Annotated in this window: 25 protein-coding genes and 1 other annotated feature; of the genes, 16 read left to right on the top strand and 9 right to left on the bottom strand. The window is 31.3% G+C overall.

The genetic code is table 11. The features are described 5' to 3' along the window. Positions 1–22: 22 nt before the first annotated feature. Positions 23–682, bottom strand: a complete 660-nt coding sequence (locus HMPREF3186_RS00895) for a TIGR01906 family membrane protein (RefSeq protein WP_060913492.1) — start codon at positions 680–682, stop codon at positions 23–25. Positions 683–876: 194 nt separating this feature from the next. On the opposite strand from HMPREF3186_RS00895, the gene treR reads away from it, so the two are divergent. The 7 genes from treR to HMPREF3186_RS00930 all read left to right on the top strand — a co-directional run bounded on the left by treR (position 877) and on the right by HMPREF3186_RS00930 (position 7,885). After that, positions 877–1,599, top strand: coding sequence for a trehalose operon repressor (treR, locus tag HMPREF3186_RS00900; RefSeq protein ID WP_060913493.1), 723 nt, complete (start codon positions 877–879; stop codon positions 1,597–1,599). Between the two features lie 304 nt (positions 1,600–1,903). After that, positions 1,904–2,284, top strand: coding sequence for a class Ib ribonucleoside-diphosphate reductase assembly flavoprotein NrdI (nrdI, locus tag HMPREF3186_RS00905; protein ID WP_060913494.1), 381 nt, complete (start codon positions 1,904–1,906; stop codon positions 2,282–2,284). After that, the gene (gene nrdE, locus HMPREF3186_RS00910; protein ID WP_060913495.1) at positions 2,271–4,361 is read left to right on the top strand and encodes a class 1b ribonucleoside-diphosphate reductase subunit alpha; all 2,091 of its coding nucleotides are present in this window, start codon (positions 2,271–2,273) and stop codon (positions 4,359–4,361) included. The genes nrdI and nrdE overlap by 14 nt, the downstream gene beginning before the upstream one ends. Before the next feature lie 24 nt (positions 4,362–4,385). Continuing rightward, positions 4,386–5,354, top strand: a complete 969-nt coding sequence (nrdF, locus tag HMPREF3186_RS00915; protein WP_060913496.1) for a class 1b ribonucleoside-diphosphate reductase subunit beta — start codon at positions 4,386–4,388, stop codon at positions 5,352–5,354. Positions 5,355–5,363: 9 nt separating this feature from the next. Continuing rightward, complete coding sequence (locus HMPREF3186_RS00920; RefSeq protein WP_060913497.1) at positions 5,364–5,930, top strand: histidine phosphatase family protein; 567 nt, start codon at positions 5,364–5,366, stop codon at positions 5,928–5,930. A gap of 75 nt (positions 5,931–6,005) precedes the next feature. Continuing rightward, entirely contained in the window at positions 6,006–6,569 is a 564-nt protein-coding gene (locus HMPREF3186_RS00925; RefSeq protein WP_060913498.1) for a histidine phosphatase family protein, read from the top strand. A gap of 104 nt (positions 6,570–6,673) precedes the next feature. Then, positions 6,674–6,902, top strand: a binding site (T-box leader). Between the two features lie 65 nt (positions 6,903–6,967). After that, positions 6,968–7,885 carry a homoserine O-succinyltransferase gene (locus HMPREF3186_RS00930; protein ID WP_060913499.1) on the top strand — a complete coding sequence of 306 codons (918 nt, stop codon included), beginning with the start codon at positions 6,968–6,970 and terminating at the stop codon, positions 7,883–7,885. Positions 7,886–7,938: 53 nt separating this feature from the next. Here the strand turns inward: HMPREF3186_RS00930 and HMPREF3186_RS00935 are convergent, their stop codons facing one another. Genes HMPREF3186_RS00935 through efeO form a run of 5 tightly spaced genes read right to left on the bottom strand, consistent with a single transcriptional unit; the run spans position 7,939 to position 12,644 of the window. Beyond that, complete coding sequence (locus HMPREF3186_RS00935; RefSeq protein WP_060913500.1) at positions 7,939–8,130, bottom strand: twin-arginine translocase TatA/TatE family subunit; 192 nt, start codon at positions 8,128–8,130, stop codon at positions 7,939–7,941. Further along, positions 8,130–8,843, bottom strand: coding sequence for a twin-arginine translocase subunit TatC (gene tatC / locus HMPREF3186_RS00940; RefSeq protein ID WP_060913501.1), 714 nt, complete (start codon positions 8,841–8,843; stop codon positions 8,130–8,132). Before tatC ends, HMPREF3186_RS00935 begins: the two co-directional genes overlap by 1 nt. A 10-nt stretch (positions 8,844–8,853) precedes the next feature. After that, positions 8,854–10,551, bottom strand: a complete 1,698-nt coding sequence (locus HMPREF3186_RS00945; RefSeq protein WP_060913502.1) for an FTR1 family iron permease — start codon at positions 10,549–10,551, stop codon at positions 8,854–8,856. Beyond that, a complete protein-coding gene (efeB, locus tag HMPREF3186_RS00950; protein ID WP_060913503.1) occupies positions 10,529–11,764 on the bottom strand; it encodes an iron uptake transporter deferrochelatase/peroxidase subunit in 1,236 nt (411 codons plus the stop codon). Before efeB ends, HMPREF3186_RS00945 begins: the two co-directional genes overlap by 23 nt. A gap of 1 nt (position 11,765) precedes the next feature. Then, the gene (gene efeO, locus HMPREF3186_RS00955) at positions 11,766–12,644 is read right to left on the bottom strand and encodes an iron uptake system protein EfeO (RefSeq protein ID WP_060913504.1); all 879 of its coding nucleotides are present in this window, start codon (positions 12,642–12,644) and stop codon (positions 11,766–11,768) included. A 392-nt stretch (positions 12,645–13,036) separates the two neighbouring features. Between efeO and pnuC the strand changes: the two genes are divergently transcribed. Together pnuC and HMPREF3186_RS00965 are read left to right on the top strand one after the other, a co-directional pair. Further along, the gene (gene pnuC / locus HMPREF3186_RS00960; RefSeq protein WP_003144047.1) at positions 13,037–13,738 is read left to right on the top strand and encodes a nicotinamide riboside transporter PnuC; all 702 of its coding nucleotides are present in this window, start codon (positions 13,037–13,039) and stop codon (positions 13,736–13,738) included. Between the two features lie 229 nt (positions 13,739–13,967). Beyond that, complete coding sequence (locus HMPREF3186_RS00965; protein ID WP_060913505.1) at positions 13,968–14,906, top strand: hypothetical protein; 939 nt, start codon at positions 13,968–13,970, stop codon at positions 14,904–14,906. A gap of 54 nt (positions 14,907–14,960) precedes the next feature. Here the strand turns inward: HMPREF3186_RS00965 and HMPREF3186_RS00970 are convergent, their stop codons facing one another. After that, entirely contained in the window at positions 14,961–15,695 is a 735-nt protein-coding gene (locus HMPREF3186_RS00970) for an HAD family hydrolase (protein ID WP_060913506.1), read from the bottom strand. Positions 15,696–15,767: 72 nt separating this feature from the next. Continuing rightward, entirely contained in the window at positions 15,768–17,459 is a 1,692-nt protein-coding gene (locus HMPREF3186_RS00975) for a M3 family oligoendopeptidase (protein WP_060913507.1), read from the bottom strand. Between the two features lie 258 nt (positions 17,460–17,717). Between HMPREF3186_RS00975 and def the strand changes: the two genes are divergently transcribed. Beyond that, positions 17,718–18,272: a peptide deformylase gene (gene def / locus HMPREF3186_RS00980; RefSeq protein WP_060913508.1), complete on the top strand. Its 555-nt coding sequence runs from the start codon at positions 17,718–17,720 to the stop codon at positions 18,270–18,272. 56 nt (positions 18,273–18,328) lie between these two features. Here def and prfB read toward each other — a convergent pair whose 3' ends face one another. Continuing rightward, entirely contained in the window at positions 18,329–19,447 is a 1,119-nt protein-coding gene (prfB, locus tag HMPREF3186_RS00985) for a peptide chain release factor 2 (RefSeq protein ID WP_060913509.1), read from the bottom strand. A 405-nt stretch (positions 19,448–19,852) separates the two neighbouring features. Between prfB and hrcA the strand changes: the two genes are divergently transcribed. From hrcA to HMPREF3186_RS09315, 6 genes are all read left to right on the top strand, one after another. After that, on the top strand, positions 19,853–20,860 hold the full coding sequence (gene hrcA, locus HMPREF3186_RS00990; protein ID WP_231724130.1) for a heat-inducible transcriptional repressor HrcA: 1,008 nt from the start codon (positions 19,853–19,855) through the stop codon (positions 20,858–20,860). A 13-nt stretch (positions 20,861–20,873) separates the two neighbouring features. After that, on the top strand, positions 20,874–21,446 hold the full coding sequence (gene grpE / locus HMPREF3186_RS00995; RefSeq protein ID WP_060913511.1) for a nucleotide exchange factor GrpE: 573 nt from the start codon (positions 20,874–20,876) through the stop codon (positions 21,444–21,446). 170 nt (positions 21,447–21,616) lie between these two features. Continuing rightward, positions 21,617–23,440 carry a molecular chaperone DnaK gene (gene dnaK, locus HMPREF3186_RS01000; RefSeq protein WP_060913512.1) on the top strand — a complete coding sequence of 608 codons (1,824 nt, stop codon included), beginning with the start codon at positions 21,617–21,619 and terminating at the stop codon, positions 23,438–23,440. Between the two features lie 76 nt (positions 23,441–23,516). Beyond that, on the top strand, positions 23,517–24,668 hold the full coding sequence (gene dnaJ, locus HMPREF3186_RS01005; RefSeq protein ID WP_060913513.1) for a molecular chaperone DnaJ: 1,152 nt from the start codon (positions 23,517–23,519) through the stop codon (positions 24,666–24,668). Positions 24,669–24,855: 187 nt separating this feature from the next. Beyond that, positions 24,856–25,803: an HD domain-containing protein gene (locus HMPREF3186_RS01010; RefSeq protein ID WP_060913514.1), complete on the top strand. Its 948-nt coding sequence runs from the start codon at positions 24,856–24,858 to the stop codon at positions 25,801–25,803. A gap of 16 nt (positions 25,804–25,819) precedes the next feature. Beyond that, the gene (locus tag HMPREF3186_RS09315; RefSeq protein ID WP_231724131.1) at positions 25,820–26,053 is read left to right on the top strand and encodes a hypothetical protein; all 234 of its coding nucleotides are present in this window, start codon (positions 25,820–25,822) and stop codon (positions 26,051–26,053) included.

The following is a 26,053-nucleotide window of genomic DNA, read 5'->3' on the forward strand; positions in this document are numbered from 1 at the left end:
TTTTAAATCTTGTATGGAAAAATTAAATATTTCTAAATCTTTTTTTTAATATGTTGTTTAAAACAAGAAGTGCTACAAAAAGCAATAATATATGCAGAATAATTGTTGTAATTAAACTGATAAAAAATTCTTCGGGAACCATTTTTATTAGATTGGATTCATCAGGACTCAATAACCATAGATCATTAGAGAATAATAACTGATGGAATTTTATCCAGAACGAATTAAAATTGTATGAAATTATACCAGCTAAAACTATTATTAATATAATGAATGCTAATAATGTTTTATTGAATGTTCTAGTAATGTAGAACATTGTCTTGTGTTTAGACAATATTATAATTAGTATTGTAGTAATTATAAATAATACTATGAAGAATATCATTGTATAAAAACTTACATTATAAAGTGTTCTAACATCTTTCATGTGTAGAATATCTTTTTCTGTAAACCATGATGTATTCAGCTCAGCTTTACTATTTAGATAATCTAAAAGATTTGATGTATTATTTATTAATTCATCATTTGATGTATTGATATTAGGTGCTAAATTTTCTTTTGAATAGAAATTTTTATAAAAGTCCAGGTTAAAACAATTGTAAAATATTATACCTAGTATTGCACTAATAAATAGTGAAAAATTTTGAAAAACAATTAATGTTTGTCGTATGTATTTATTCATATTAATACCTCCACTAAACATTATAGCACATTAATATTGTAGAAGATAAGAGGTTTGTTTTTAATTTGGTTTACATATTTACAGGAATTAACAAAAATAGATGGATTTATAAAAGTTTTTGAGTAAAAAATATTTAATATTTAGGTGAATTATGTTAAAATATACGTATATAGTTATTTATATTGGGGGAAATCATGAATAAGTTTTTTAAGATCTATTTAGAGTTAAGAGAAAAAATAGAAAATAGGCAATATAGGTCTAATTCCCTTTTGCCGAGTGAAAATGAACTCGCAAGAGAATATGATGTTTCTAGGGAAACTATAAGAAAAGCATTGTTATTATTATTAGAAAATGGCTATATCCATAAAATTCAAGGCAAGGGATCTATTGTTCTTGATGTTCATAGATATAGACTACCGGTAACAGGACTTTTAAGTTTTAAAGAACGTCGACAATTCCAAGACGTTGAAGCAACTACTAAGGTAATAGTAAATGAAGAAGTTGAGGCTCCAGATTTTCTAGTACGCCTTGGTCTTGTGAAACGTGGAGAAAAATTAATTTATTTAGTTCGCCAAAGAATTGTTGATGGCGAAGCAGTAATATTAGATAAAGATTATATTAGAAAGAGTGCAATTGGAGAATTACCTACAGACCGTGTAGAAGAATCGTTATATGAATATTTAGAAAATGACTTAGGTATAAAAATTTCATATGGAAATAAAGATTTTAAAATTGAACCGGTTAGCGAGGAAGATTCTACATATATTGACTTAAATGGTCATAAACATATCGCAGTACTAAGAAGTGATGTATATACGGAAGGAACTGATTTTCTTCATTATACAGAAAGTCGACATAGAGTCGATAAATTCCATTTCTCAGAATTTGCTAGAAGAAAATCTAATAGAATAAATTAAAAAATTTATAGAAGAGAACTTTGAACAATATTATTTGTTCTGAGTTCTTTTTTTCAAAATTTTAAGTGAAAAATTCTTAAGTAATTTTTTTTACTATAATATTTTTCACTATAATTTTGTCTAAAAGGTAATAAATGAACTAATGAAATATTAAATAAGTATAGAAATTTTGAAAAATATTTTCATGGATTTTCAAAGCGAAAATAATCGTTGAAAAAATAAAAAATAGAGTGTATAATAAATATATGTTAGAAATTTCCGGGAAATAATTTCGGAAATATTTTTATGGGAGTGTGAGGAAATAATGAAGATTATTGTTTATTCATTGACTGGAAATTGTAAAAGATTTGTAGACATGTGTGAGATTCCCAAAGAAGATGTAATTTATTTACAGGATATTGATTATGATGTGAATTTCGATTATATCCTTATAACACCAACATTTGGCTTTGGAGAAGTACCGGTTGCGGTCTCTAGTTTTTTAGAAGAAAACCACAACCATTTAAAAGGTGTTGTTGGTAGTGGAAATAAAAATTGGGGCGAACGATTTGCCAATGCTGCTGAAATTATTAGCAGCGAATATAACATTCCGTTACTAATGAAAATTGAATTACATGGTAATAAAAAAGATATAATTGAATTTAAAAAAATATATTTGGAGAGTGTAGAGAATGGAGAAATTTAACCATATTGAACTAAATAATGAAGTAACAAAAAGAGGCGATAATGGCTTTTTTAAATTAGAAAAAGATGTTGAAGCTATAGAAGAATTTCTTCGTGAAGTAGACTTTCGTACAAAGAAATTCAATTCGGAAATGAAAAGACTTAGATATTTAGTAGAAGAGAATTTCTACTATAATATTTTTGATAAGTATATTGAAGATGAAATTTTAGAGTGTTTAGAATTAGCTATGAACTTCAAGTTTGAATTTAAGAGTTATATGGCAGCAAGTAAGTTCTATAAGGACTATGCATTAAAAACAAATGATAAAAAACAATATTTAGAAAACTTTAACCAACACGTATTTATCGTAGCTATGTACTTAGCTGATGGTGATGTTGCTTTAGCGAAAGAGCTTATGATTTCAATGCTTGAGCAAAGATTACAACCGGCAACACCAACATTCCTAAACTCAGGAAGAAGTCGTCGTGGTGAGTTAGTATCGTGTTTCTTATTAGAAGTAGGTGATTCACTTAACTCTATTAACTACATCGATTCAACAGCTAAACAACTTTCAAAAATCGGTGGGGGAGTTGCGATTAACTTATCAAAACTACGTGCACGTGGTGAGAGTATTAAAGGAATTAAAGGAGTAGCTAAGGGTGTTATTCCTGTTGCTAAATCTTTAGAACAAGGTTTTGCATATGCTGATCAACTTGGACAACGTCCAGGAGCGGGAGCTGTTTACTTAAACATCTTCCACTATGACGTATTAGAATTCTTAGATACTAAGAAGGTTAATGCCGATGAAGAATTACGTCTTCCAACGATTTCTACAGGTATTATCGTACCGTCATTATTTTTTGATTTAGCTCGTGAGAATAAAGATTTCTATATGTTTGGACCTCATTCAATTTATGAAGAATATGGTTTAGTATTAGATGATATCGATATTGCTAAATACTATGATAAATTTGTAGAGAATGAAAATATTATGAAGCGTAAATTTGATGCTCGTGATATGCTTAACTTAATAGCACAAACTCAATTACAATCAGGATACCCATACTTAATGTTCAAAGATAATGCGAACAAAAATCATGCACTTCGTGAAATTGGACAAGTTAAGATGAGTAACCTATGTACTGAGATTTTCCAATTACAAGAAACTTCAGTAATTAAAGATTACGGTGAAGGGGATATTATTAAACGTGATATTTCTTGTAACTTAGCGTCATTAAATATCGTTAATGTTATGGAAAGCAAAAAAATTAAAGAATCTATTTACTCAGGTATGGATGCATTAACATTTGTAAGTAATTCTACAAAAATCAAAAATGCACCAGGTGTAGTAAAAGCTAATGATGAATTCCACTCTGTTGGATTAGGAGCTATGAACCTTAATGGATATTTAGCGAAAAACTTGATAGCTTATGAAAGTGAAGAAGCAAAAGATTTTGCTAACGTCTTCTTCATGATGATGAACTACTATACATTAGAACGTTCAATGCAAATTGCTAAAAAACGTAATGAAACATTTAAAGACTTTGAAAAATCAGATTACTATAATGGAAGTTACTTTACAAAATATATTGAAAATGACTACTTACCTGTAACGGACAAAGTGAAAGCATTATTTGAAGGGATTGATATTCCAACAAAAGAAGACTGGAGAAGTCTAAAAAATAGAGTAAAAGAAAATGGTCTATATCATGCATATAGAATGGCTATAGCACCAACTCAAAGTATTTCATATGTTCAAAATTCAACATCAAGCGTATTACCAATTGTTGATAAAATTGAACGAAGAAGTTATGGTAATGCTGAGACATTCTATCCAATGCCATACTTAAGTCCAAAGACTCAATGGTTCTATAAATCAGCATTTACTATGGACCAAATGAAACTTATTGATTTAATGTCAGTTATTCAAGAACACGTAGACCAAGGTATTTCTGTGATTTTATTCGTAAATTCTGATATTACAACAAGAGAACTTGCAAGATACTATATTTACGCACATCACAAAGGATTAAAATCACTATATTACACAAGAAACAAACTACTTTCAGTAGAAGAATGTACTTCTTGTTCTATATAGAAAAGAGAGGAAAAATTACTAATTATGAAAGCAGTAAACTGGAATAAACAAGATGACTTAACTTTCATGTATTGGCGTCAAAATATTGCACAATTTTGGGTTGATACTGAGTTTAAAGTGTCAAAAGATATTAAAAGTTGGAATGAAGATTTAAACGATAAAGAACGTGAAGCTTATAAAAAAGTATTAGCTGGTTTAACTGGTCTTGATACTCAACAAGGTGATAAAGGTATGCCACTTGTATCATTACATACTGAAGATATGAGAAAACAAGCTGTTTATAGCTTTATGGGAATGATGGAGCAAATTCATGCGAAAAGTTATTCTACTATTTTTACGTCATTAATTCCTTCACAAGAAACAGACTATTTACTAGATGAATGGGTACCAAGTAATCCAGAACTTCAATTTAAAGCGAAATTAATTGAAGATTATTATATGAGATTATTCAAGCCAGAAGTGCCAACATATGACTTATACATGGCTCGTGTAGCGTCTGTATTTTTAGAGAGTTACATTTTCTACAGTGGATTCTTCTATCCATTATATTTAGCTGGCCAAGGTAAAGTAACTACTTCTGGAGAAATTATTCGTAAAATCTTGTTAGATGAAACTATCCACGGAAGTTTTACTGGTTTTGATGCTCAAGAAATCTTTAAAACTCTTACTCAAGAAGAGCAAGAACGCGCTGAAAAAGAAATGTATAAACTATTATTAGATTTATATGAAAATGAATTAGTATACACTAAAGACATATATAGCGAAATTGGTTTATATGAAGAAGTAAAAGACTATGTTGAATATAATGCTAACCGTGCTTTAGCTAACTTGGGATATCCTGGATACTTCGAAGATAAAGAAATTAACCCAATCATTGAAAATGCGATGAATACTAATACTAAGAACCATGACTTCTTTAGTGTTAAAGGTGATGGATATGTAGTTAGTATGAATGTTGAATCAATTGAAGATGAGGATTTCATTTTTGAATAGGTAAGTGATATGAAAATTTTATTAGTAAGACATGGTGAAACAAACTATAATAAAAATAAATTAATCCAAGGTCATAGCGATATTGAATTAAATGAAACTGGTAGAAATCAAGCGACTTCTGCGGGAGAAAAGTTAACTGATCATAATATTGATTATGCTTTTAGTAGTCCTTTGAAAAGAGCGGTAGAAACAGCAAGACTTATGCTTGATAACTCTAATAATAGTCAAAATATTTCTAAAGAAATTACTACCGATGAGCGTTTAATCGAAAAATTCTTTGGAGATTTTGAAGGTAGTACATTTGAGGAGTATTTTACTGCTCTTGAAAATAATCAAGGTTTAGAGTCAGTTGAAAAAGATGAAGATGTTTATGAGAGAGCTAATTCATTTTTTACTGAAAAATACTTAAATCATAAAGATGATACAATTTTAGTAGTTTGTCATGGTGCGTTAATTCGTGTATTTTTAAGAACATTAGGATTATATCCTGAGTCTAATATACTAATTAATAATACTGCATTAAATGTGGTACATTATGATGGACAAGAGTTTATATTAGAGAAATTTAATATTTAAAATTATTAAGGGAACGGCTAAGAAATCATAGTTTTAATTGGTCGCTCCCTAATTTTTTAATAAGGAGATGAGATTATGCGTATTATTTTAGCAAGACATGGAGAAACAGATTATAACAAAAATAAATTAGTTCAAGGGCATACTGATATTTCTCTAAACGAAGAGGGAATCCGCCAAGGAATTGCTGCAGGGAAAAAAATAGAAGGATATACTATTGATGTTGCGTATAGTAGTACTTTAGGAAGAGCATTTGATACTGCTAGATATATGTTAGACAATTCAAATAGTGAAGATAATAAAAAATTAGCTGTAATTAAAGATAAAAGATTAATTGAAAAGTCATATGGCGGATATGAAGGAGTTTCTTTTGCCGAGTATGGAGCAGGAATGAAGGCTGGAGAAACGAGAGGAATGGAGCTAGATACTGAAGCTGCTGATAGAGTGGAAGCATTCTTTAAGGAAAAATATGAAGAGCATCCGGAGAAAACAATGCTAGCTGTATGTCATGGCGGTTTAATTCGTTCTTTCTTAACTCAAAAAGGTATTAAAGAAGTAGGACGTGGAGTTATTATAAATACTTCAGTTAGTATTCTTGACTATGATGGAGAGAGGTTTGAACTTATAGAGTTTAATAAATAAGTTTAGTATTTTTACTCGAAAATAATATTTAAGAGATTTTATTTTTGAGACGCTTTCTATTGACAAATAGTGTTAAATTCTTTATACTATTAAGTAAATTAATATGTGAAACATTGAAGAGATAAGTAGATTATAATTGATTCAAAACAGAGAGCTTTCGGTGGGTGTGAGAAAGTAAGAAGAGATGTAATTGAAAATGGTCTCGGAGTAATAATTATCTAATAGGTAATTACGTCAGTGCGCGATATAGCACAGCGGTATGAACACGTACCGATTAAGGTGGATATTTATATCCATAAACATGGGTGGTAACACGATAAACTCGTCCCTATTGCATTAACTTGCAATAGTGGCGAGTTTTTTTATTTAAGATAATGAACAGTTAAGGAGATAAAATAATGCCAATATGTATTCAAAATGAATTACCGGTAAAGAATAAATTATTAGAAGAAGGAGTAGTCGTAATAGAAGAGAATAGAGCTAAAAATCAAGATATACGACCGTTAAAAATTTTAATTTTAAATCTAATGCCCAAAAAAGAAGAAACTGAGCGTCAATTACTAAGACTTTTAGGAAACTCTCCGCTTCAAATTACAGTAGAATTTCTTCATACGACAAGTCATATTGCAAAAAACACAGCGCAGTCTTACTTAGAGAAATTCTATAAAACATTTGATGAAGTGAAAGATAAATACTATGATGGACTTATTATTACAGGTGCTCCTATTGAACAACTAGAATTTGAAGATGTAAATTATTGGGGAGAACTGAATAGCATTTTTGAATGGAGTAAGACTCATGTCTTTTCAACATTAAATATTTGCTGGGCAGCTCAGGCTAGTTTATACTATCATTTTGGTGTCAAAAAAGAACAAGTTGCTGATAAGATATTTGGAGTTTTTGAACATGATGTTCTTATAGAAAATCATACATTAACACGAGGATTTACAGATACTTTTTTAGCTCCTCATTCTAGACACACTAAAATAGAAGAAGAGAAACTACCTACTATTTCTGAACTTGATGTATTAGCGAAATCAGAAGAGGTTGGGACATTAATCGCTGCAACTAAAGATCTTAGAAAGATTTTTGTAACGGGGCATATTGAATATGATGCTGATACACTTCATAACGAATATGTACGTGATAAGAATAGTAATCTTCCAATCGAAGTTCCTGTGAATTATTATCCAGGAAATGATGATACGAAGGCACCAAAAAATAGATGGCGCGGAGTAGCTTACTTATTCTATCACAACTGGTTAAACCAAGTTTATCAACAAACACCATATGATTTAACAGAGTTAGGAAAATAAAAACAATAGACTTTACAGATATGCTTAAAACATATTGTAAAGTCTATTTTTAATTATCTTTTTTTTTCGTCTTTTTTATCTGAGTTTTCCTCTTCTGTTAATCCCGAAATTGATTTTTTAAATGATGTGAACATTTTTCCGATTGATTCTCCAAGTTCAGGTAGACGTTTAGGACCAAAGATTATTAGAGCAGCTATAATAAGTACTATAACTCCAGGAGCTCCTATATCACGTAAAAATCCCATTACTTTTCACCTCTTTTGTTGTAAATATACTTGCTAATAATAATGCTAATTTCATAAATTAAAATTAATGGTATTGACATAACGATATCACTAATAAAGTCAGCAGGTGTAATGACTACTGCTATTACAATTAGTATAAAATATGCATATCTTCTATTTCTAGTTAAGAAGTTAGGTGTTAGTATACCTAATGATGTTAGGAATGCAACTATAACGGGGAACTCAAAAAGTATTGCTATCGGTATTGTCGTATTAATGACAAATGATAAGTAATTTTGAGCTGTTAATTGAGTGTTGAATAAATCATCCCCGATAGAAAGAAGCACGTTTAAGATAGCAGGAGTTACTAGAAAGAACCCGAAAGCTAATCCTACTGAAAAACAAATGAATACCGCCGGTATATAGACTAATAATGCACGAGCTTCTCTTTCTTCTAATGCAGGTTTTATAAATGCCCAGATTTGATAACAAATAAATGGTATCGAAAATGTGAAGGCACAAAGTCCTGCAAGAGTTAGATATATCCATAGTATATCATTAGGTCCAAGAACAATCAATTTATTATTAAAATTACTAGTTAAAAATTTATAAATATCCGTTGACCATAATAAACTTACTATGAAAGAGACAATAAAAAACACAAGGCTTAGTATTAGTCTCTTTCTAAGTTCGGTTAGATGATCCACGGTAGAAACTTTATCTCCATATTTCATCGTTAGTTACCTATTTATTTTTAGATTTTTCATAGAATATACTAATGGCTACAACAATGATATAAATGAGTTGAGCTATTATTACTTCAAAACTAGGATAGATTCCTAAAATTTCGATGGTAGGTAAGTAGTCTATAATGTTATTTGATAGCATATCAGTTATTTGTAAAGCATGTATACTTACTCCAAGCATTTTGAATCCTAGAATGTATATTAACCAAGATAGAACTAGGAATACTTTGCTAATTGGTAATTTTCCAGAAGCTTTAACCATAATTATACCGATGATTATTAAAGCGACAATAGCAAGAGCTATCCCAATTAGTAAGTTACTTGTAGAAATTAATGGCATAATACCAGCATAGAATAAAATAGTTTCTGCACCTTCGCGGAATACTGCTAGGAAGCTAAGTGTGAACATAGATATAAAGCTTCCAGTAGAAAGTACTAGATTTAACTTTGTATCCATATATTTCTTCCATGCTTTAACAGAACTTTTACTATGTAGCCAGATTCCAATACCTATCATCATAATTACTGCAAAGATACCAACAACACCTTCGATGATTTCACGGTTAGTACCAGATGATAGAGCAGGGAATGAGTATTTTAAAATAACGGCTGCAAGTATACTAGAAAAAATACCTACTAAGGCACCCGCATAAATCCAGATTAACCCTTTTTTCTGTTTAGCAGCTTTTAATGCACTTGCTAGAGATAAGACGATAATTAATGCTTCAACACCTTCACGAAGTAAGATCAGCATAGAATCTAGTGCAGTATAGTTAGATTTCGTATCGATTTTTTTTAGCTCTGTAATTAAGTTTTTAAGTTGTTCTTGATATTTTTGTTCACTACCTTTAACCATAATTATAGGAGTTTCGCTTTCTACTTTTGTATATAGTGAAGCGTTTCGTGTTCGAACTTCTCCTTCTATAATAGGCCAAACTTCTATGAATTTCTTCATTTTCTGTGAACCTTGTGCATTATTTCCATCTTTAAAAGCTGCAAGGCTATCTTCAAGAAGTTTTATTCCTTGCTCAAGTGTTTTAACTTCTGAATTTTGTTCTAGCTTTTTCCCAGCAAGGAAATCATCTAGATAAGTTTTTAGATCAGTTAAATATAATTTTGTAGTTTGATAGTCATAAGGTTCAACTTCCATAGAACTACGTAGAAATGACATTGTTGTTTCTACTTTTCCATAGTAAGCAGGTTCAAGTGTTCTTACGATACCTTCATTGCGCACCCAAGCAGCATTGTACTTAACATATTCTGCTTTCATAGTTTCAACATCTTTAGTGTCGATAGCTTTTTCTAATTTATCAAATACAGGGTAAAGTTTCGTTTTAAAAGTTTTTTTCTCGGCTTCAACGTCTAAAGGGTTTTGTTCATTTTCAAAAGCGAGTAGCGCTGTTGATAATTCCCTAAGTTGTTCTTCATTAATATCATTTGATTTTAATGTTTGTTTAACTTTTCTTCCAGCTTCAGAATCTGAATTTTTTGTTGCTTCAAATTCTGTTTTAAATTCTTCAATTAATTTTTTAGCTTTGTCTTGTTCATTATTATTTATTGCAGTATTAGCATCGGTAATTTTTATAAAAAGATTACTGTATGATTCTTTTGCTACAATAGTTTTTAAAAATGGAGAACTAAAACTGAAAAGAACGATAAAAGCTAAAATTATTTTAGTCAAATAGTTTTTTGCCAATATATTCTCCCTCCTTAATTCCTCCAAAACATGCAAATAGACCGCTACCGATATGAGTTATATATTCATTCATCTTATCTTCGTTTCCTAGACTATTCTGGATAGTTATAAATTGTTTTGGATCTTTTTGGAATGAGATAAATAGTAGCCCAGAGTCGAATTGTCCTGTAGTTTCATTTATACCGTCTGAATAAGAATAAGAACGCCTTAATAATTCTACTCCAGGTTTATGTGCTAAGTGGACGTGAGAAGTTACAGGAATTAAAGGTTTCCCATCTGGACCTTTTTTATTAAGATCAATTGGGGCGAACTCGTCAGTTTCTCCGAAAGGAGCACCACTATCTTTATATCTTCCGAAGGTATTTTCCTGTTCATTTAAACTTGTTCTATCCCATGTCTCAAGGTGCATTTGTATACGTCTTACAGCCATATAGCTACCATCTTTCATCCAGTTATCTTTATCGCACCATACAATTTTATCAAATTGGTCTTCTTTAGTTGCATTGGCAGTACCGTCTTTAAATCCGAAAAGGTTACGTGGTGTTTCAAGACGATTACCAATAGCGGCAAAACCAGATTGGCTCCACTTCATAGTTACAGTAGAACGAGCTTTTCTAACTAGGTTACGTACTGCATGGAAGGCTACCTGTTCATCATCTGCGCATGCTTGAATACAAATGTCCCCACCCGTATATTTTTCTTTTAATTGTTCTCTAGCAAAAGGAGGTAAGTCTTTAAATTCTTCAAGACTTTTATTCTCTAAGTTCATTTTTTTTAAGAAACTTGGACTAACCCCAAATGTCAGAGTTAAACGATAGGGATTTAACCCTACCGTTTCTCCAGTATCTTTTGGTGGTAAATAATGGTTTTTAAGGGCGGGTTCAACTAGTTCACCGTTCATTAATTTTTCACTATATTTAGTCCATTCCTTAAACATGTCGATTACATCATCACGCTTAGTCGAGTGTAAATCTAGTACGACAAAATAAACACATTTTTGCATAAGAGTAGTAATTCCAGCTTGGTGTTTTCCATAGAATGTAATTTTTTCTTCTCCGTCAGCTATAGCTCGGTTATTCTCAGCTTTGTTTGCGAAAAATCCACCAAGGGCAGAAGCTCCAACAACCGCACCTGCTCCAGTCATTCCTGCTTTTTTTAGGAAATCACGTCTTGTTATTTTTTTGTCAATCCATTTTTTACCAGATTCTTCCATATTACTTAGCCTCTTCGTCTAAAATTACACCCATTTGAGAAAGTGGTTCTCCTAATTTTGTTACTGCTTCAGAAAGTTCTTTAGTGTTTTCTTTTGTTAGGTCAGTATATAGTTTGTAGTGCTTTTCATCAGTTTTATATTTGTCTAATAATCCATTAATTGTAGCAAATTTTTCAGTTAAATCCTTAGCTAATTTACTATCTTTTTTCTCGATTAAAGGTTTGAAAATTTTAAAGATTTCTTCAGCACCTTCGATGTTAGCTTTAAAGTCGTATAGGTCAGTGTGAGAGTAAATTTCTTCTTCTCCTGTGATTTTTTGTGTTGCAACTTCGTTAAGTAAGTCAACAGCTCCAGTTACCATTAAATCAGGAGTAACTTCAACAGTAGCGACTTTAGCTTTTAATTCTTTAATGTCTTTTACTAACTGGTCTGCGTATTCTTCAGTACCTTTAGTAGTATTTTGTTCCCACATAATTTTTTCGATTCTGTGGAATCCACGCCATCCTTCTTCTGTTTTATTTTCTTCTAAGTAGTCAGCAAGACGGAAGTCGATATTTACATCAAGTTCACCAAAACTTTCCGCGATTGGCTCTGAACGTTCATAAGCCATACGAATTACTGGGTATTGTTTCTTAGCTTCTTCAAGATTTCCAGCTTTAATAGTTTCAGCGAATTTTTCAGTATCTTTAAGTAGAGTATCTACTTGGTTTTCTACGAATTTTTTATAAAGGTCAGTAGCTTGTTTAAGTTGTTCTTTTGTACCTTTAGATGTATCAACTTGAGCAGTTTTGCTTTCTTCTTTTTTATCAGTTTTAGCAGCACATCCGCTAATAACGATAGTACCAGCCATTAGGGCCATAAATAATTTATTTTTCTTCATTAATAAATATACTCACTTTCATGTTTTATCTACTATAAATTATAATCATTATCAGTTAGAAAGTAAAGTGATAAGAAACAAATTGATACAAAAAGAAAAGTTTTATATGGTGAATAAAATTGTTTTAAGAAAACTAAATAAAAGCATTTTCTCTTTTGTGCATCAGATAAAATTTAAAATAAAAGATGTTTCAGTGTTTAGTTTATAAAAATATATTTATGTTATATAATAGTTAAGTGGGAAATTAGAAATTAATTGATTGAAAGTGGAAAATGTTTTGTGTATAATGAAAGTAGATTTTTAGTAAGCGTCATAAAAAAGCTACTAAGAACCTAAAAAATTAAGGTTACATTAACTTAATGTGATACATTTAAAAAGGAATAAAAGGCTTTATGAAACAAAAATTAAAAATATTCGCAACATCAAAATGGTTTGATTTACTAGGGGTTGTTTTAGTAATTAGTATTGCTATTGCATCAGGTTATTTAGCAACGAGATTAGATAAATTCGTTGATTGGGGTCCATGGACTGCACTTGTACCATTTGGACTTATTTCTGTAATTAATGTTGGTATCTCAATGCTATCTACAAGATTCACAGGAAAATTAAGTAAACTTGGTAACTACTTAGGTATTATTAATGCCGTATTATCAGGAGTTATTGATTATATCCTGGGTAACAAAGCTGCGATTATCACATACCCTGTAACATTTTTAATCTATTTGGGTGCGATCTATGTATGGAATAAATCTACAGATAAACCAAATACAATGTCAAAAGCAAAATTATATACAGTTTTAACAGCAATTGCGATTCTTTCATTTGTATTCTCATATGCAACAAACTACATTGGATATCATGGTAAGATGAGTACTCTTGCATATATAACTACAATTGCATTTGCATTCTCATTAATGGGTAATGGATTAAATACATTTAAGCTAACTACACAATGGCCATTCTGGTTACTGTATAATATTGTTCAACTTACAAAAGCAGTAGTTCAAGGAAACTTCGCTAACGTTGGTAAATATATCTTTTACATCATTAATAGTGTTGGAGCATTATTTGTATGGAAAGATTCTGAAAAATAAAATAAACTACAATTACAGATTTAAAGCTGTTGACAACTGCAAGGCGCAGGAGTCAACGGCTTTTTTACGTACGAATTATAAATTAAAGTGCTCGATAAACGACTAATTAGAATCAAGTTTAAAGGTAAATATATCATGTTAATTAAATTCTAGTAAAATATTGTTTTCTATGAGATAATAGTTTTATAAACCACATAATGGAGATATTTTATATTAGAGGAGAATATATATGAAAAAAAGTATTGCTATATTTTCGAGCATTATAGTCGCTCTTATTATTTGTACTACAGCTTACTATTTTATGTTTGGTAGTGGAAAAGATAAGAAGGTGAAAGAAGAGTATCAAAAATATGTTGATATGATTAATATCAGTCACGATTTCGAAGCTGGTGCAAAAGGTTTAGAAACTCTAACTACAGATGTTGCACAGAAGGTTATTCCTACTATTAAAACTGATATTAAAGTTGCAAAAGAGGTTAGAAATACTTCTATTAGTTTAAATGATAAAAAAATTGATGAAGCAAAAGATAGTCTAGATAGAGCTAAAAAACTTGATACAAATTCAAACTTTTCAGCAGCTATAAATTGGTTAAATGCTGACATTGAAAATTATAAGAGAGCAGAAGAAGAGATAAAAAATATTAAACTAGATGTGAACTTTAACAAAGATCTTTCTCAAATATTAGAAAAATATAAATTCAATAATAATAGTCTAAAACAATTATTAAGTGATGTAGGTAATAAACTTTATGAAAAAGCTCAAGAAGCTGCACAAAAAGCTAAGGAACTTGCCGAAAAAGCAAGAGAGTTTGAACGTAAGAAAAAAAGATCTGATGTTGAATTGGGAGGTCCAAATCCTGCATTATTAAATGATAGTAATTCATTGCCTGCAGATGCTCAAGGAATAGGTGGAGCAACAAGTGAAGAAGGAGCGAGAAAAATGAGCTCTGACCTTGTTAATCGATATAAAGGATATCTTCTAAAAAAATATAATGGGGAATCAATTGAATGGTCTGTAAATGGTAAGAGCTTTAAACTTATTAAGGAAGATGGAAGTAAGATAACTTTTACCACTCAACCTCAGCTTTATAAAAAAGTAGGAAATAGATTGGTTTCTGGAGTTAATCTTAATAGTGAAGAAGGTTCTGAATTCCTATACAATACATAGAATTAATAAAAAGACTCAAGGTATGACATAAAGTCAATTACCTTGAGTTTTATTTTATATTTCTACAATATCTATATTAGCTTTTGTTTTATAAATAACGTCTTTACGTTCAATAAGAATAGTAGCTTTTTCAGATAGTTCTGGATTTTCTTTGATTTTACTTAGTAATTCACGACTCGGGTTCATGGCTACCGGATTTCCAACACGTCTTAACATGTTGTAATCACCATTGGTATCTCCATATGCGAAAGATTGATTAAGATCAATATTGTATTCTTCAACTAATCTATCGATAGTTTTGTTTTTACTATCTGCGTCCCACATTGGAACTACTTCACCTGTGAATTTTTCATCTTCTATAATATATTTACTACCTATAGCTAAAAATGCATGATGCTTTTTACCCATCGCTTCTACAAGGTAGTCAGGACTTCCTGAAATGAAGATGATAAGATGTCCATTTTTCTTGTGTTTTTCTATAATATCTCGTGTGAATTTATAGACACGATCAGCTTTAAGTTTCATTACTTGTTCAGTCGCGAAGTCAATATATTTTTTATGAAGACCTGTAATTGCTTGTACATAAGCTTCAGAAACACCGAAAAGATAGTTATCGTAGTCTTCGAATCGCTTATCCCAGTTAATGTAACTATCCTTTACACCATTTAGCCAATATTTTTCATCTACAACTTCGTATTTTATTAATTTTTTAAAATGTTCTGTCATTAGAGAATCTCTATAAAGAGTTCCGTCAATATCAAAAAATGCTGCTATCTTTTTTTCATTCATATTTTATCCTCCTAATATTAAAAAATTTATTTCTATAAAGTTAAAGACGAGATTTACTCGCCTTTAACGTTACTAGAATTTTGTTGCATCGACAGAGTCAATGTATTTTCTAAGTTCTGGAACAATATTAGAAATAGTTCCATCTTCGAATGGATTTTCTAAGTTAGCTTCTTTAACTAACTCTAAGAATGGTTTAGTTCCACCAAGTTTACATAGGTGTAGGTATTCTTTCCATGCTTTTTCTCTATTTTCGTTAGCTTTTTTCCAGAATTGGAATGCACAAACTTGAGCTAGTGTGTAGTCGATGTAGTAGAATGGGACACTGAATAAGTGACCTTGTCTATAGAAGAATAGACCTTCATCAAGTTCTGGAATCTCTTCGTAGTAACGAGATGGTAAGTATTTTCTTTCGATTTCTAACCATTTCATACGACGCTCTTTTGGAGTTAATTCCGGATTTTCATATACTTCATGTTGGAATTCATCAACTGTTACACCATATGGTAAGAATTTGATTGATGTTGCCATGTGATAGTATTTGAATTTTTCTGTTTCATCTTGGAAGAATAAGTTCATCCAAGGCCAAGTTAAAAATTCCATACTCATTGAGTGAATTTCGCAAGCTTCGTATGTTGGCCAAACATAATCTGGCATATGATGTCTACTTTGGAAAACTTGGAAAGCATGTCCAGCTTCGTGAGTTAGAACTGTAACATCATGAGGTGTTTGGTTAAAGTTAGCGAAGATAAATGGTGCTTTATAATTTGGAATAAACGTACAATAACCACCACCAGCTTTTCCTGGTTTTGTATCTAAATCTAATAAGTTATTTTCAGTCATAAATGTGAAGAATTCATCAGTTTCAGGTGATAATTCTTTATACATTGTTTTTGCGTAATCAACAAGTGTTGGACGATCTCCTTTTGGAGTAGGATTACCTGATTTGAATGTTACACCTTCATCGTGGAATGAAAGTTTTTCAAGTCCTAGACGATTAGCTTGAGCTTTTTTAAGTTCTTCAACAACAGGTACGATTTCCTCAAAAATTTGTTTTCTGTAGTTTGCGACGTCTTTTGCATTGTAGTCTGTTCTACGTAAGCGTAGGTAAGCAACCTCTACAAAGTTATCAAATCCAAGTTTTTTCGCAATACGAGTACGAACTTTAATCATACGGTCATAAATGCTATCGTATTGTTCTAAGTTTTCTTTAAAGAATCTAGCTACAGCTTGGTTTGCTAATAGACGAGTTTCACGGTTAGCATCTTGTGTGTATTTAGCCATACCGCTTAGGTTGTGTTCACCACCATCAAATGGAATTTTAGCACTTGAAGTTAGTTTAGTGTATTCTGAAGAAAGTTTGTTTTCTTCTTTTAAATCTTCAATGATTTCATCGCTAAATACTTTTAGAGAAGTTTCAATTAGATTGAAGTAATGTTCCCCAATTTCTTTTTTTAGTTCTTCTTTAAATTTCGAATTGAATATTGCTTCATCAAATTTGCTGTAAAGAGAATCTAATTCAGGACCGAATTCATCCCAAAATTCTTGTTCAGCTTCATAGAATTTATCAGTAGTGTCAATTGTTACACGAATTTCTGATAATTGTGCCATTGTACTTACGTTATCACGAAGTTCATTATATTCGTTGAAAATTTCTAGTGTCTCTTTAGCGGTATTTGCAGAGTTTAGTCTTTCCACTAATGCTGCTAATTGTTCTTTTAATTGATCTGTATTTGGTCTTGTATATTGGTAATTTTCAAAAGTCATAATTCACCCTCCTAAAAATTTTTATTTATAAATTATCAATAATACTATGATAACACGAAATAAATAAAAATACAAAAATAACTTTCAGAAAATTCAAAAATAAAGATAGAAAATTAAAGGGGTATTTTATGTAAAATAAAACTCTTAAAAAAATGTCAGTTAGGAAACTTTGACCTTTGACATTCTGTTGTATTTATGAAATAATTATGTATGTATGAAGATACCGTAATAAATAATTAGAAATAAAGGAGAAAAGATTTGATTACTACTAAAGATATAATTATTGATCCACATGCAACACTTAGAGCACGTGCCGAAGAAGTAAAAAGTCCTATCTCAGACGAAGATAAAGCTATTTTACGTGGATTATTAGAATATGTTATAGCATCTCAAGATGATGAAAAAGCAGAAAAATTAGGACTAAAACCTGGAATAGGTTTAGCTGCACCGCAAATCAACGTTTCAAAAAGAATGATAGCTGTGCACATTCCAGATGAGGAGTTCCCAGAAGATACTGTTTCTTATGCATTATACAATCCAAAAATCATCTCAAATTCAGCAGCAAAATGTTACTTAGCTGGTGGAGAAGGATGCTTATCTGTAGATAAAGATATTAAGGGATATGTTCCTCGTTATTCAAAAATTAAAGTAGTTGGTTATAATGAAAATGATGAGAAAGTTACTTTAACTTTAACAGACCTACCAGCAATTTGTTTCCAACACGAAATTGATCACTTAAATGGGGTTATGTTCTACGATCACATTAATAAAGAAAATCCATTTGATGTTCCGGCAGAATACGAAAAACTATAATTTAAATATAGAAATAAATACACGTAAGACAATTTAAGTGTCTTACGTGTATTTATCTATAATACTTCTTTTTCTTTAATATTATAATGTAGATAAGCATCGACAAAATCAATGATTTCGCCATCCATTACTTTATCTACTGTAGATACTTCATAGTTTGTTCTGTGATCTTTTACCATTGTATATGGAGTAAATACATAAGAACGAATTTGTGATCCCCAACCGATATCCTTTTGTTCACCACGAATAGCTGCTAATTCTTTCTCTTTTTCTTCTATTTCTAATTGATAAAGTTTTGATTTTAAGTTTTTCATTGCGGCATCTTTATTCTGTATTTGGCTACGTTCAGATTGTGATTGAACGACGATACCAGTAGGAAGGTGAGTGATGCGAACCGCAGAGTCAGTAGTATTAATATGCTGACCACCAGCCCCTTGAGCACGGTAAGTATCAATTTTTAAATCTTCATTATTAATTTCTATATTGATTTCATCTTCATTGAATTCTGGAATTACATCAATTGAGGCGAACGATGTATGTCTTTTTCCAGACGGATCAAAAGGTGAGATACGTACAACTCGATGAACACCTTTTTCTCCTTTTAATAATCCATATGCAAAGTCACCTTCAATTTTTATAGTTGCTGATTTAACTCCAGTGATATCTCCAGATTGATAGTTTAAGTAACTGTATTTTAATCCTTGTTTTGCGAAGAATCTCTCATACATACGTAACATTAATTCTGACCAGTCTGTTGCATCAGTTCCACCAGCACCGGCATGTATTTCAAGTATAGCAGTGTTGTTATCATATTCTTCTGAGAATAATAATCTGAAGCTAAAATCTTCAACACTTGATTTTAGATTGACTACTGTTTCTAGTAAATCTTGATAAATTTCTTCATCATCTTCATCTTTTAGAAATTCAACCATCTCTTCAGAGTGTTCCAAATAATCTATCATTTCACTAAATTCGTCAAGTTCTTTTTTTATACTTTTTGATTCGGTAACTAGTAGACTAGCTGCTTCGCTATCATTCCAAAAGTCAGCTTCAAGCATCATATTTTCAATTTCAGCAACTCGTTCAGTTTTATCTTCTATTTTTAGTGAAGTTTTGAATTCCGTTATTCTTTTGTTAATTTCTTCGAGTTCTTTTCTAAGTTCAATAAGTTCCAAAATTTTTACCTCTATTAACTTCTTTCGTTTACTTATTATACAAGAATTTTACTGAAGATACAAGGAAGGTAGGAACAAATTATAATACTTTTTGATTAAATATACATTTAGGAATTAGGTTAGAAATTCTTGCTATAAGTTGCTTCATTTACAGATTATTATTTTATTTTTAATTTTGTATAGCAATACTACGGAAGAATTAGTTGAATTTTCCATCAAAAATTATTCTTAGAAATACGATTGTATCAAGGGATAAGAAGAATAGTAAAATAAAAGGTCAAAAAAGTCAAAAATAATTCAAAAAATCTATTGACTTATTTTGACCTTAATGATATTATTATATATGTTATTAGCAGTCAGATGCTTAGAGTGCTAAAACACAAAATTGGAGAATAGGTGATGACGATGTTAATAGATAGACAAGTACTCATTCTTCAATCTATAGTCGAAAATTTTATTACGACTAATCAACCTGTAGGTTCTAAGCAAATTGCTCAAAATATTGATTTCAGTTCGGCAACGATAAGAAATGATATGAGCAAATTAGAAAAAGAAGGATTGATTAAGAAGACTCATATTTCATCAGGTCGAGTACCTTCGGAAAAAGGTTATCGCTATTATGTAGATTACATAAAAAAAGATTATGAACTATCGAATAGTGAGAATGAAAAACTTAAACAACTCTCTGGTGGTGATATAGTATCGGAAAATAACTATTTAGAAAAAAATGCAATAGTACTATCAGACTTAACGGATTGTACGGCGGTCATATTAGCCCCGACAAAAACGGATAGGCGCATTAATAAGATAGAGGTTATTCTTCTAAGTAGTCGTAGTATTCTCGTTATATTAGTAACAAACATAGGAGAAGTATTCCAACAAAACTATAAACTTGATGCGGATTTCACTGTAGAGGATATAGCGGAGATTAATAAACTTCTACAAAGTTACTTCTATGATGTAGATATGGCAACAGCTCATGTAATGATTCATGGTGAGTTAGAAAAATATCTAAAGAATAAAGTTAATAACTACGATATGATAGTAGTGGCTTTAAATAGATTGTTGCAGAATAAAATTAAAAAGACTGTAGCATTAGGGGGTAAGTACAATTTACTTAAGCAACCCGATATAGATAATGTAGAAAAATTAAAAGAAGTAGTATCGCTCTTAGAAGATGATAAGATAGTCGAGCTTCTAGATAATAATGAAGTAACAGACAAACCATCTATTAAAATAGGAACTGAGCTTAAGCTTGGAAATATAGATGATCTTTCATTAGTGTCTAGTAGTTATAACACATCTAAAGGTCAAGGTGTAATAGCCGTATTCGGACCAAAGAGAATGGACTATTCAAAAATCATGACACTTATAGCTTGTGTTCGTGATAATTTAAATAATAATTTAAAATAATTAGGAGGTAGAGATGGCTACTGAAGAACAAAAAGAAACTCTACAAGAAGAAGTAACAACAGAAGAAACTGTTGAGACTGAAAAAACGACAGATTTAAAAGAAGAAGTAGTTGAAAAAACTGCAGAAGAGTTATTACAAGAGCAAATTGAAAAACTGCAAGAAGAAGTAAAAGCGTCAGAAGATAAATACTTACGACTTTACGCAGAGTTTGAAAACTTTAAACGACGTAAAAATCAAGAAATTGACACTATAAATGCTTATAAGAGTCAAAAAGTGATTACAGAAATCTTACCAAGTTTGGATAACTTAGAACGTGCTTTACAAGTTGAGTCAACTAATGAAGAAGTACAAACAGTTCTAAAAGGTGTACAAATGGTATACGAAGGATTACAAGCAGCGCTTAAATCAGAAGGTGTTGAGCTAGTGGAAACTGAAAATGCACAGTTCGATCCAAACTTCCACCACGCAGTAATGCAAGGGGAAGAAAGTGATAAAGAAAGCGGAGTAATCTTAGATACATTCCAAAAAGGTTACAAACTAAAAGATAGAGTAATCAGACCAGCAATGGTGAAAGTAAACTCATAGTAGCTATACCTAAAACGAAAAGTTTGGTATTTAGCTACTGCGAAGAATATTTTCAGTGTAAAACTGAAAAGTATTTAAAAAAGTAATATAAGACTTTGTTAGAGTGAAATAATCATTTTAACAAATAAATTTGAAAATATAGTTATTATAAATTTAAGGAGGACAAGAATATGTCAAAAATTATAGGTATCGACTTAGGAACAACTAACTCATGTGTATCAGTATTAGAAGGTGGGGAAGCTAAAGTAATCCCTAACCCAGAAGGTAATAGAACTACACCTTCTGTAGTAGCATTTAAAGGTGATGAAATTCAAGTAGGGGAAGTAGCAAAACGACAAGCAATCACTAACCCTAACACAGTAATTTCTATCAAACGTCACATGGGTACAGATTACAAAGAAGATGTAAATGGTAAAAAATACTCACCACAAGAAATCTCAGCAATGATTTTACAAAACTTAAAAGCAACTGCTGAAGCTTACTTAGGTGAAAAAGTAACTAAAGCTGTTATTACAGTACCAGCTTACTTCAACGACGCTCAACGTCAAGCAACTAAAGACGCTGGTAAAATCGCTGGATTAGAAGTAGAACGTATTATTAACGAGCCTACTGCAGCTGCATTAGCATACGGATTAGAAAAAACAGATGTAGACCAAAAAGTATTAGTATTCGACTTAGGTGGTGGTACTTTCGACGTATCTATCTTAGAATTAGGAGATGGAGTATTCGAAGTATTAGCTACATCAGGAGATAACTTATTAGGTGGGGATGACTTCGACCAAGCTATTATCGACTACCTTGTAGAAGAATTCAAAAAAGAACAAGCTATCGACTTATCTCAAGATAAAATGGCAATGCAACGTCTTAAAGATGCAGCAGAAAAAGCTAAAAAAGACTTGTCTGGTGTAACTTCAACTCAAATTTCATTACCATTCATCTCAGCTGGAGCTAACGGACCAGTTCACTTAGAAAACACATTAACACGTGCTAAATTTGATGAGCTTACTCACAGCTTAGTAGAAAGAACATTAATCCCAACTCGTCAAGCACTTAAAGATGCTGGATTAAACCCAAGTGAAATCGATCAAGTAATCTTAGTTGGTGGATCTACTCGTATTCCAGCAGTACAGGAAGCTGTAAAAAAAGAAATGGGTAAAGAGCCTCATAAAGGAGTAAACCCTGACGAAGTAGTAGCTATGGGTGCTGCTATCCAAGGTGGTGTAATTACAGGTGATGTTAAAGACGTTGTATTACTAGACGTAACTCCATTATCATTAGGTATTGAAACAATGGGATCAGTTATGACAGTATTAATTCCAAGAAATACTACAATCCCAACTTCTAAATCACAAGTATTCTCTACAGCTGCAGATAACCAACCAGCAGTAGATATCCACGTATTACAAGGTGAACGCCCAATGGCATCTGATAACAAAACTCTTGGAAGATTTCAACTTTCAGATATACCACCAGCACCACGTGGAGTACCTCAAATCGAAGTTACATTTGATATCGATAAAAATGGTATTGTAAATGTTACTGCTAAAGATCTTGGAACTCAAAAACAACAAAAAATCACTATTGAATCAAGTAGTTCATTAACAGATGCTGATATCGATAGAATGGTTAAAGAAGCAGAAGCTAATGCTGATGCTGATGCTAAACGTAAAGAAGAAGCTGATGTACGTAATGAAGCTGATCAACTTTCATTCCAAGCAGATAAAGCATTAGAAGAAGCTAAAGATAAAGTAGACCAAAGCTTATTAGATAACATTAAAGCTAAAAATGATACATTAAAAGAAGCTATTAAAAATAATAACTTTGAAGAAATTAAAGCTGCTAAAGATGAATTAAACACAGCTGTTCAAGAAATGACTATGAAACTTTACGAACAAGCTAACGCAGCGGCTGGAGCTCAAGGTGCAGATGCAGGAGCAACTTCATCTAATAACGATGATGACACAATCGATGCAGACTTCACTGAGAAAAAATAATTAAATAAATAGTCTAAGGGCTGGTAGCGTTATGCGCTAGCCCTTTGTTAAATAATTAATTATAGGAGAGATTAAGATGGCTAAAAGAGATTATTATGAGGTACTTGGCGTAAGTAAAAGTGCAAGTGCAGCTGAGATAAAAAAAGCATATCGTAAATTATCAAAACAATATCACCCAGATATCAACAAAGAGCCAGGCGCTGAGGATAAATTTAAAGAACTTACTGAAGCATATGAAGTACTGAGTGACGATACTAAAAAAGCTCAATATGATCAATTTGGTCACGCAGCTTTTGAAGGCGGAGCAGGTCAAGGTGGATTTGGCGGCTTCGGCGGAGGCTTCTCTGGATTCTCAGGTGGTTTTGATGATCTTGGGGATATTTTCTCAAGTTTCTTCGGAGGTGGGGGAGCGCGTCGTAATCCGAACGCACCTCGTCAAGGAGAAGATTTATTACACCGTATTCGCATAAGTTTTGAAGATGCTGTATTCGGTACGAAAAAAACTATTAAACTTCGTAAGGATGTAGAATGTGATCACTGTCACGGAAGTGGTGCAAAAGATTCTTCATCTGTAAATACATGTCACAGATGTAACGGTAGTGGACAAGAAGCCGTAATTCAAGATACTCCATTTGGACGTATGCAAAGTCAACGTACATGTTCTGAATGTCAAGGTCGCGGTAAAATCATTAAAGATAAATGTGCACACTGTTTCGGTAAAGGATACAATAACCGTGAGGTAGAATACGAAGTAGAAATTCCAGAAGGAATTAGCTCAGGACAACGTGTTCGCCTTCGTGGTAAAGGTGGAGCAGGAGAAAATGGTGGTCCAGCAGGTGATTTATTCATAGAAGTAATCGTTGCTGAGGATTCATACTTCCAAAGAGAAGGTGATGATATCTATACTGAATTAAAACTTTCTCCAGCACAGGCTGCTCTTGGTACAAAACTAGATGTACGTACTTTAACAGGTGAAATAGAGTTAAATGTTCCAGCTGGAACACAGCATGGACGTAAATTCCGTCTTTCAGGTAAAGGTGTTAAAAGTGTTATGGGATATGGTCAAGGAGATCACTACATTGTAGTATCTATTGAAATTCCTAAAAACTTATCGACAAAAGAACGTGAATTATACCTTCAACTTGCAAAGTTAAATGACGAGAAAGTTGAAGAAGATGAAAGCTTTTTAGACAAAGTTAGTAGAAAAGCAAAAGATTTATTTGATTAATAATTAATATACTCAGGATAGAGATTGGAGATTCAAAAATTAATATAAAGTTTAGTTTTGAATTTCCTATTGAAATCCTGAGTTTTTTGTTTTGTTAACTAAATTACCGAATTTATTTGAATTTTTTTGTAATACAAAGTAAAATATAAGATGGATATAAAATATACTAGAAAGAAGGAGTGAGGAAATGTTCATAAATGAATTTAAAACTGATCAAGAAATTAGTATGTTTTTATTATTGGATAATGTTATTCGTGGAGTAGCGTCAAGTGGGAAACCATATTTAACACTTTATCTAAAAGATAAAACAGGTAGTATTGATGGTAAGATTTGGGAAGTTAAAGATGAAGATAGTGAAAATTTAAAAGCTGGTAAGATGATCCACGTAGAAGGGACTTTACTAGATTATCGAGGTAAGCTCCAGTTAAAAATAAAAAATTATAGAATGGCAACTGATAGTGATAATATAGATATTCAAGATTATATTCAAACAGCACCTGTTCCAAAAGATGTAATGATAAATGAATTAAATTATTTCTTAAAGGAAATTGGGAATGATAATTTAAGAACAGTGACTATTGAATTGTTAAATAAATATAAAAACCAATTTATTAGTTATCCTGCAGCTAAATCAATGCACCATGATTTTTATTCAGGTTTGATTTATCATACGACAACGATGTTAAAAATTGCGAAAGCATTAATAGCAATCTATCCATCGTTAAATAAAGATTTATTATACAGTGGAATTATTTTACACGATTTAGGAAAAACTGTCGAGTTAAGCGGACCTGTAGGAACATCTTATACATTAGAGGGAGAACTTTTGGGGCATATTGTTATTATGAGTGATGAAGTAGCTCGAATGGCTGACAAATTAGGAATTGAAGCTGAAGAAATTACGCTGTTAAGACATATAATTCTTGCTCATCATGGTAAATATGAATTTGGCTCTCCGAAATTACCAATGATAAAAGAAGCGGAAATTATTAATTTTATAGATAACATCGATGCTAGAATGATGATGTTTGAGAAAAACTTAGCGAATGTGGAACCTGGAACATTTAGTGATAAACTATTTGGTCTAGAAGGAAGACACTTCTATGTTCCAACGTTCGATAAAGGAGATAATTAAGGAAAAGAAAAAAGATATGAATAAAGGAATGAAGTATTTATTAGGTTTTGTTGTGATATTTATCGCAGCTGTAATATGTGTATTTGGGATTATAAAATACGAAGAAATGCAAGAAAATTCTACTTCAAATAATAGTGAAAATTTAGGAAGTGCTGATGGTAAAAAATTAGATAAGGAAACAACGATAATTATTGAAAAGATATCTTCTTTAAATGATATTGATGTACTTAATTCAGAGTTACACCTATAA

Source organism: Gemella haemolysans (assembly GCF_001553035.1).
Taxonomy (GTDB): Bacteria; Bacillota; Bacilli; order Staphylococcales; family Gemellaceae; genus Gemella; species Gemella haemolysans_B.

Coding starts and splice junctions, on each gene's coding strand:
- HMPREF3186_RS00925 (WP_060913498.1), top strand. CDS start 6,006: ATGCGTATTATTTTAGCAAGACATGGAGAAACAGATTATAACAAAAAT.
- nrdI (WP_060913494.1), top strand. CDS start 1,904: ATGAAGATTATTGTTTATTCATTGACTGGAAATTGTAAAAGATTTGTA.
- efeB (WP_060913503.1), bottom strand. CDS start 11,764: ATGGAAGAATCTGGTAAAAAATGGATTGACAAAAAAATAACAAGACGT.
- HMPREF3186_RS09315 (WP_231724131.1), top strand. CDS start 25,820: ATGAATAAAGGAATGAAGTATTTATTAGGTTTTGTTGTGATATTTATC.
- HMPREF3186_RS00895 (WP_060913492.1), bottom strand. CDS start 682: ATGAATAAATACATACGACAAACATTAATTGTTTTTCAAAATTTTTCA.
- dnaJ (WP_060913513.1), top strand. CDS start 23,517: ATGGCTAAAAGAGATTATTATGAGGTACTTGGCGTAAGTAAAAGTGCA.
- HMPREF3186_RS01010 (WP_060913514.1), top strand. CDS start 24,856: ATGTTCATAAATGAATTTAAAACTGATCAAGAAATTAGTATGTTTTTA.
- hrcA (WP_231724130.1), top strand. CDS start 19,853: ATGTTAATAGATAGACAAGTACTCATTCTTCAATCTATAGTCGAAAAT.
- HMPREF3186_RS00975 (WP_060913507.1), bottom strand. CDS start 17,459: ATGACTTTTGAAAATTACCAATATACAAGACCAAATACAGATCAATTA.
- HMPREF3186_RS00935 (WP_060913500.1), bottom strand. CDS start 8,130: ATGGGATTTTTACGTGATATAGGAGCTCCTGGAGTTATAGTACTTATT.
- nrdF (WP_060913496.1), top strand. CDS start 4,386: ATGAAAGCAGTAAACTGGAATAAACAAGATGACTTAACTTTCATGTAT.
- HMPREF3186_RS00920 (WP_060913497.1), top strand. CDS start 5,364: ATGAAAATTTTATTAGTAAGACATGGTGAAACAAACTATAATAAAAAT.
- tatC (WP_060913501.1), bottom strand. CDS start 8,843: ATGAAATATGGAGATAAAGTTTCTACCGTGGATCATCTAACCGAACTT.
- dnaK (WP_060913512.1), top strand. CDS start 21,617: ATGTCAAAAATTATAGGTATCGACTTAGGAACAACTAACTCATGTGTA.
- grpE (WP_060913511.1), top strand. CDS start 20,874: ATGGCTACTGAAGAACAAAAAGAAACTCTACAAGAAGAAGTAACAACA.
- HMPREF3186_RS00965 (WP_060913505.1), top strand. CDS start 13,968: ATGAAAAAAAGTATTGCTATATTTTCGAGCATTATAGTCGCTCTTATT.
- HMPREF3186_RS00930 (WP_060913499.1), top strand. CDS start 6,968: ATGCCAATATGTATTCAAAATGAATTACCGGTAAAGAATAAATTATTA.
- treR (WP_060913493.1), top strand. CDS start 877: ATGAATAAGTTTTTTAAGATCTATTTAGAGTTAAGAGAAAAAATAGAA.
- efeO (WP_060913504.1), bottom strand. CDS start 12,644: ATGAAGAAAAATAAATTATTTATGGCCCTAATGGCTGGTACTATCGTT.
- HMPREF3186_RS00970 (WP_060913506.1), bottom strand. CDS start 15,695: ATGAATGAAAAAAAGATAGCAGCATTTTTTGATATTGACGGAACTCTT.
- nrdE (WP_060913495.1), top strand. CDS start 2,271: ATGGAGAAATTTAACCATATTGAACTAAATAATGAAGTAACAAAAAGA.
- pnuC (WP_003144047.1), top strand. CDS start 13,037: ATGAAACAAAAATTAAAAATATTCGCAACATCAAAATGGTTTGATTTA.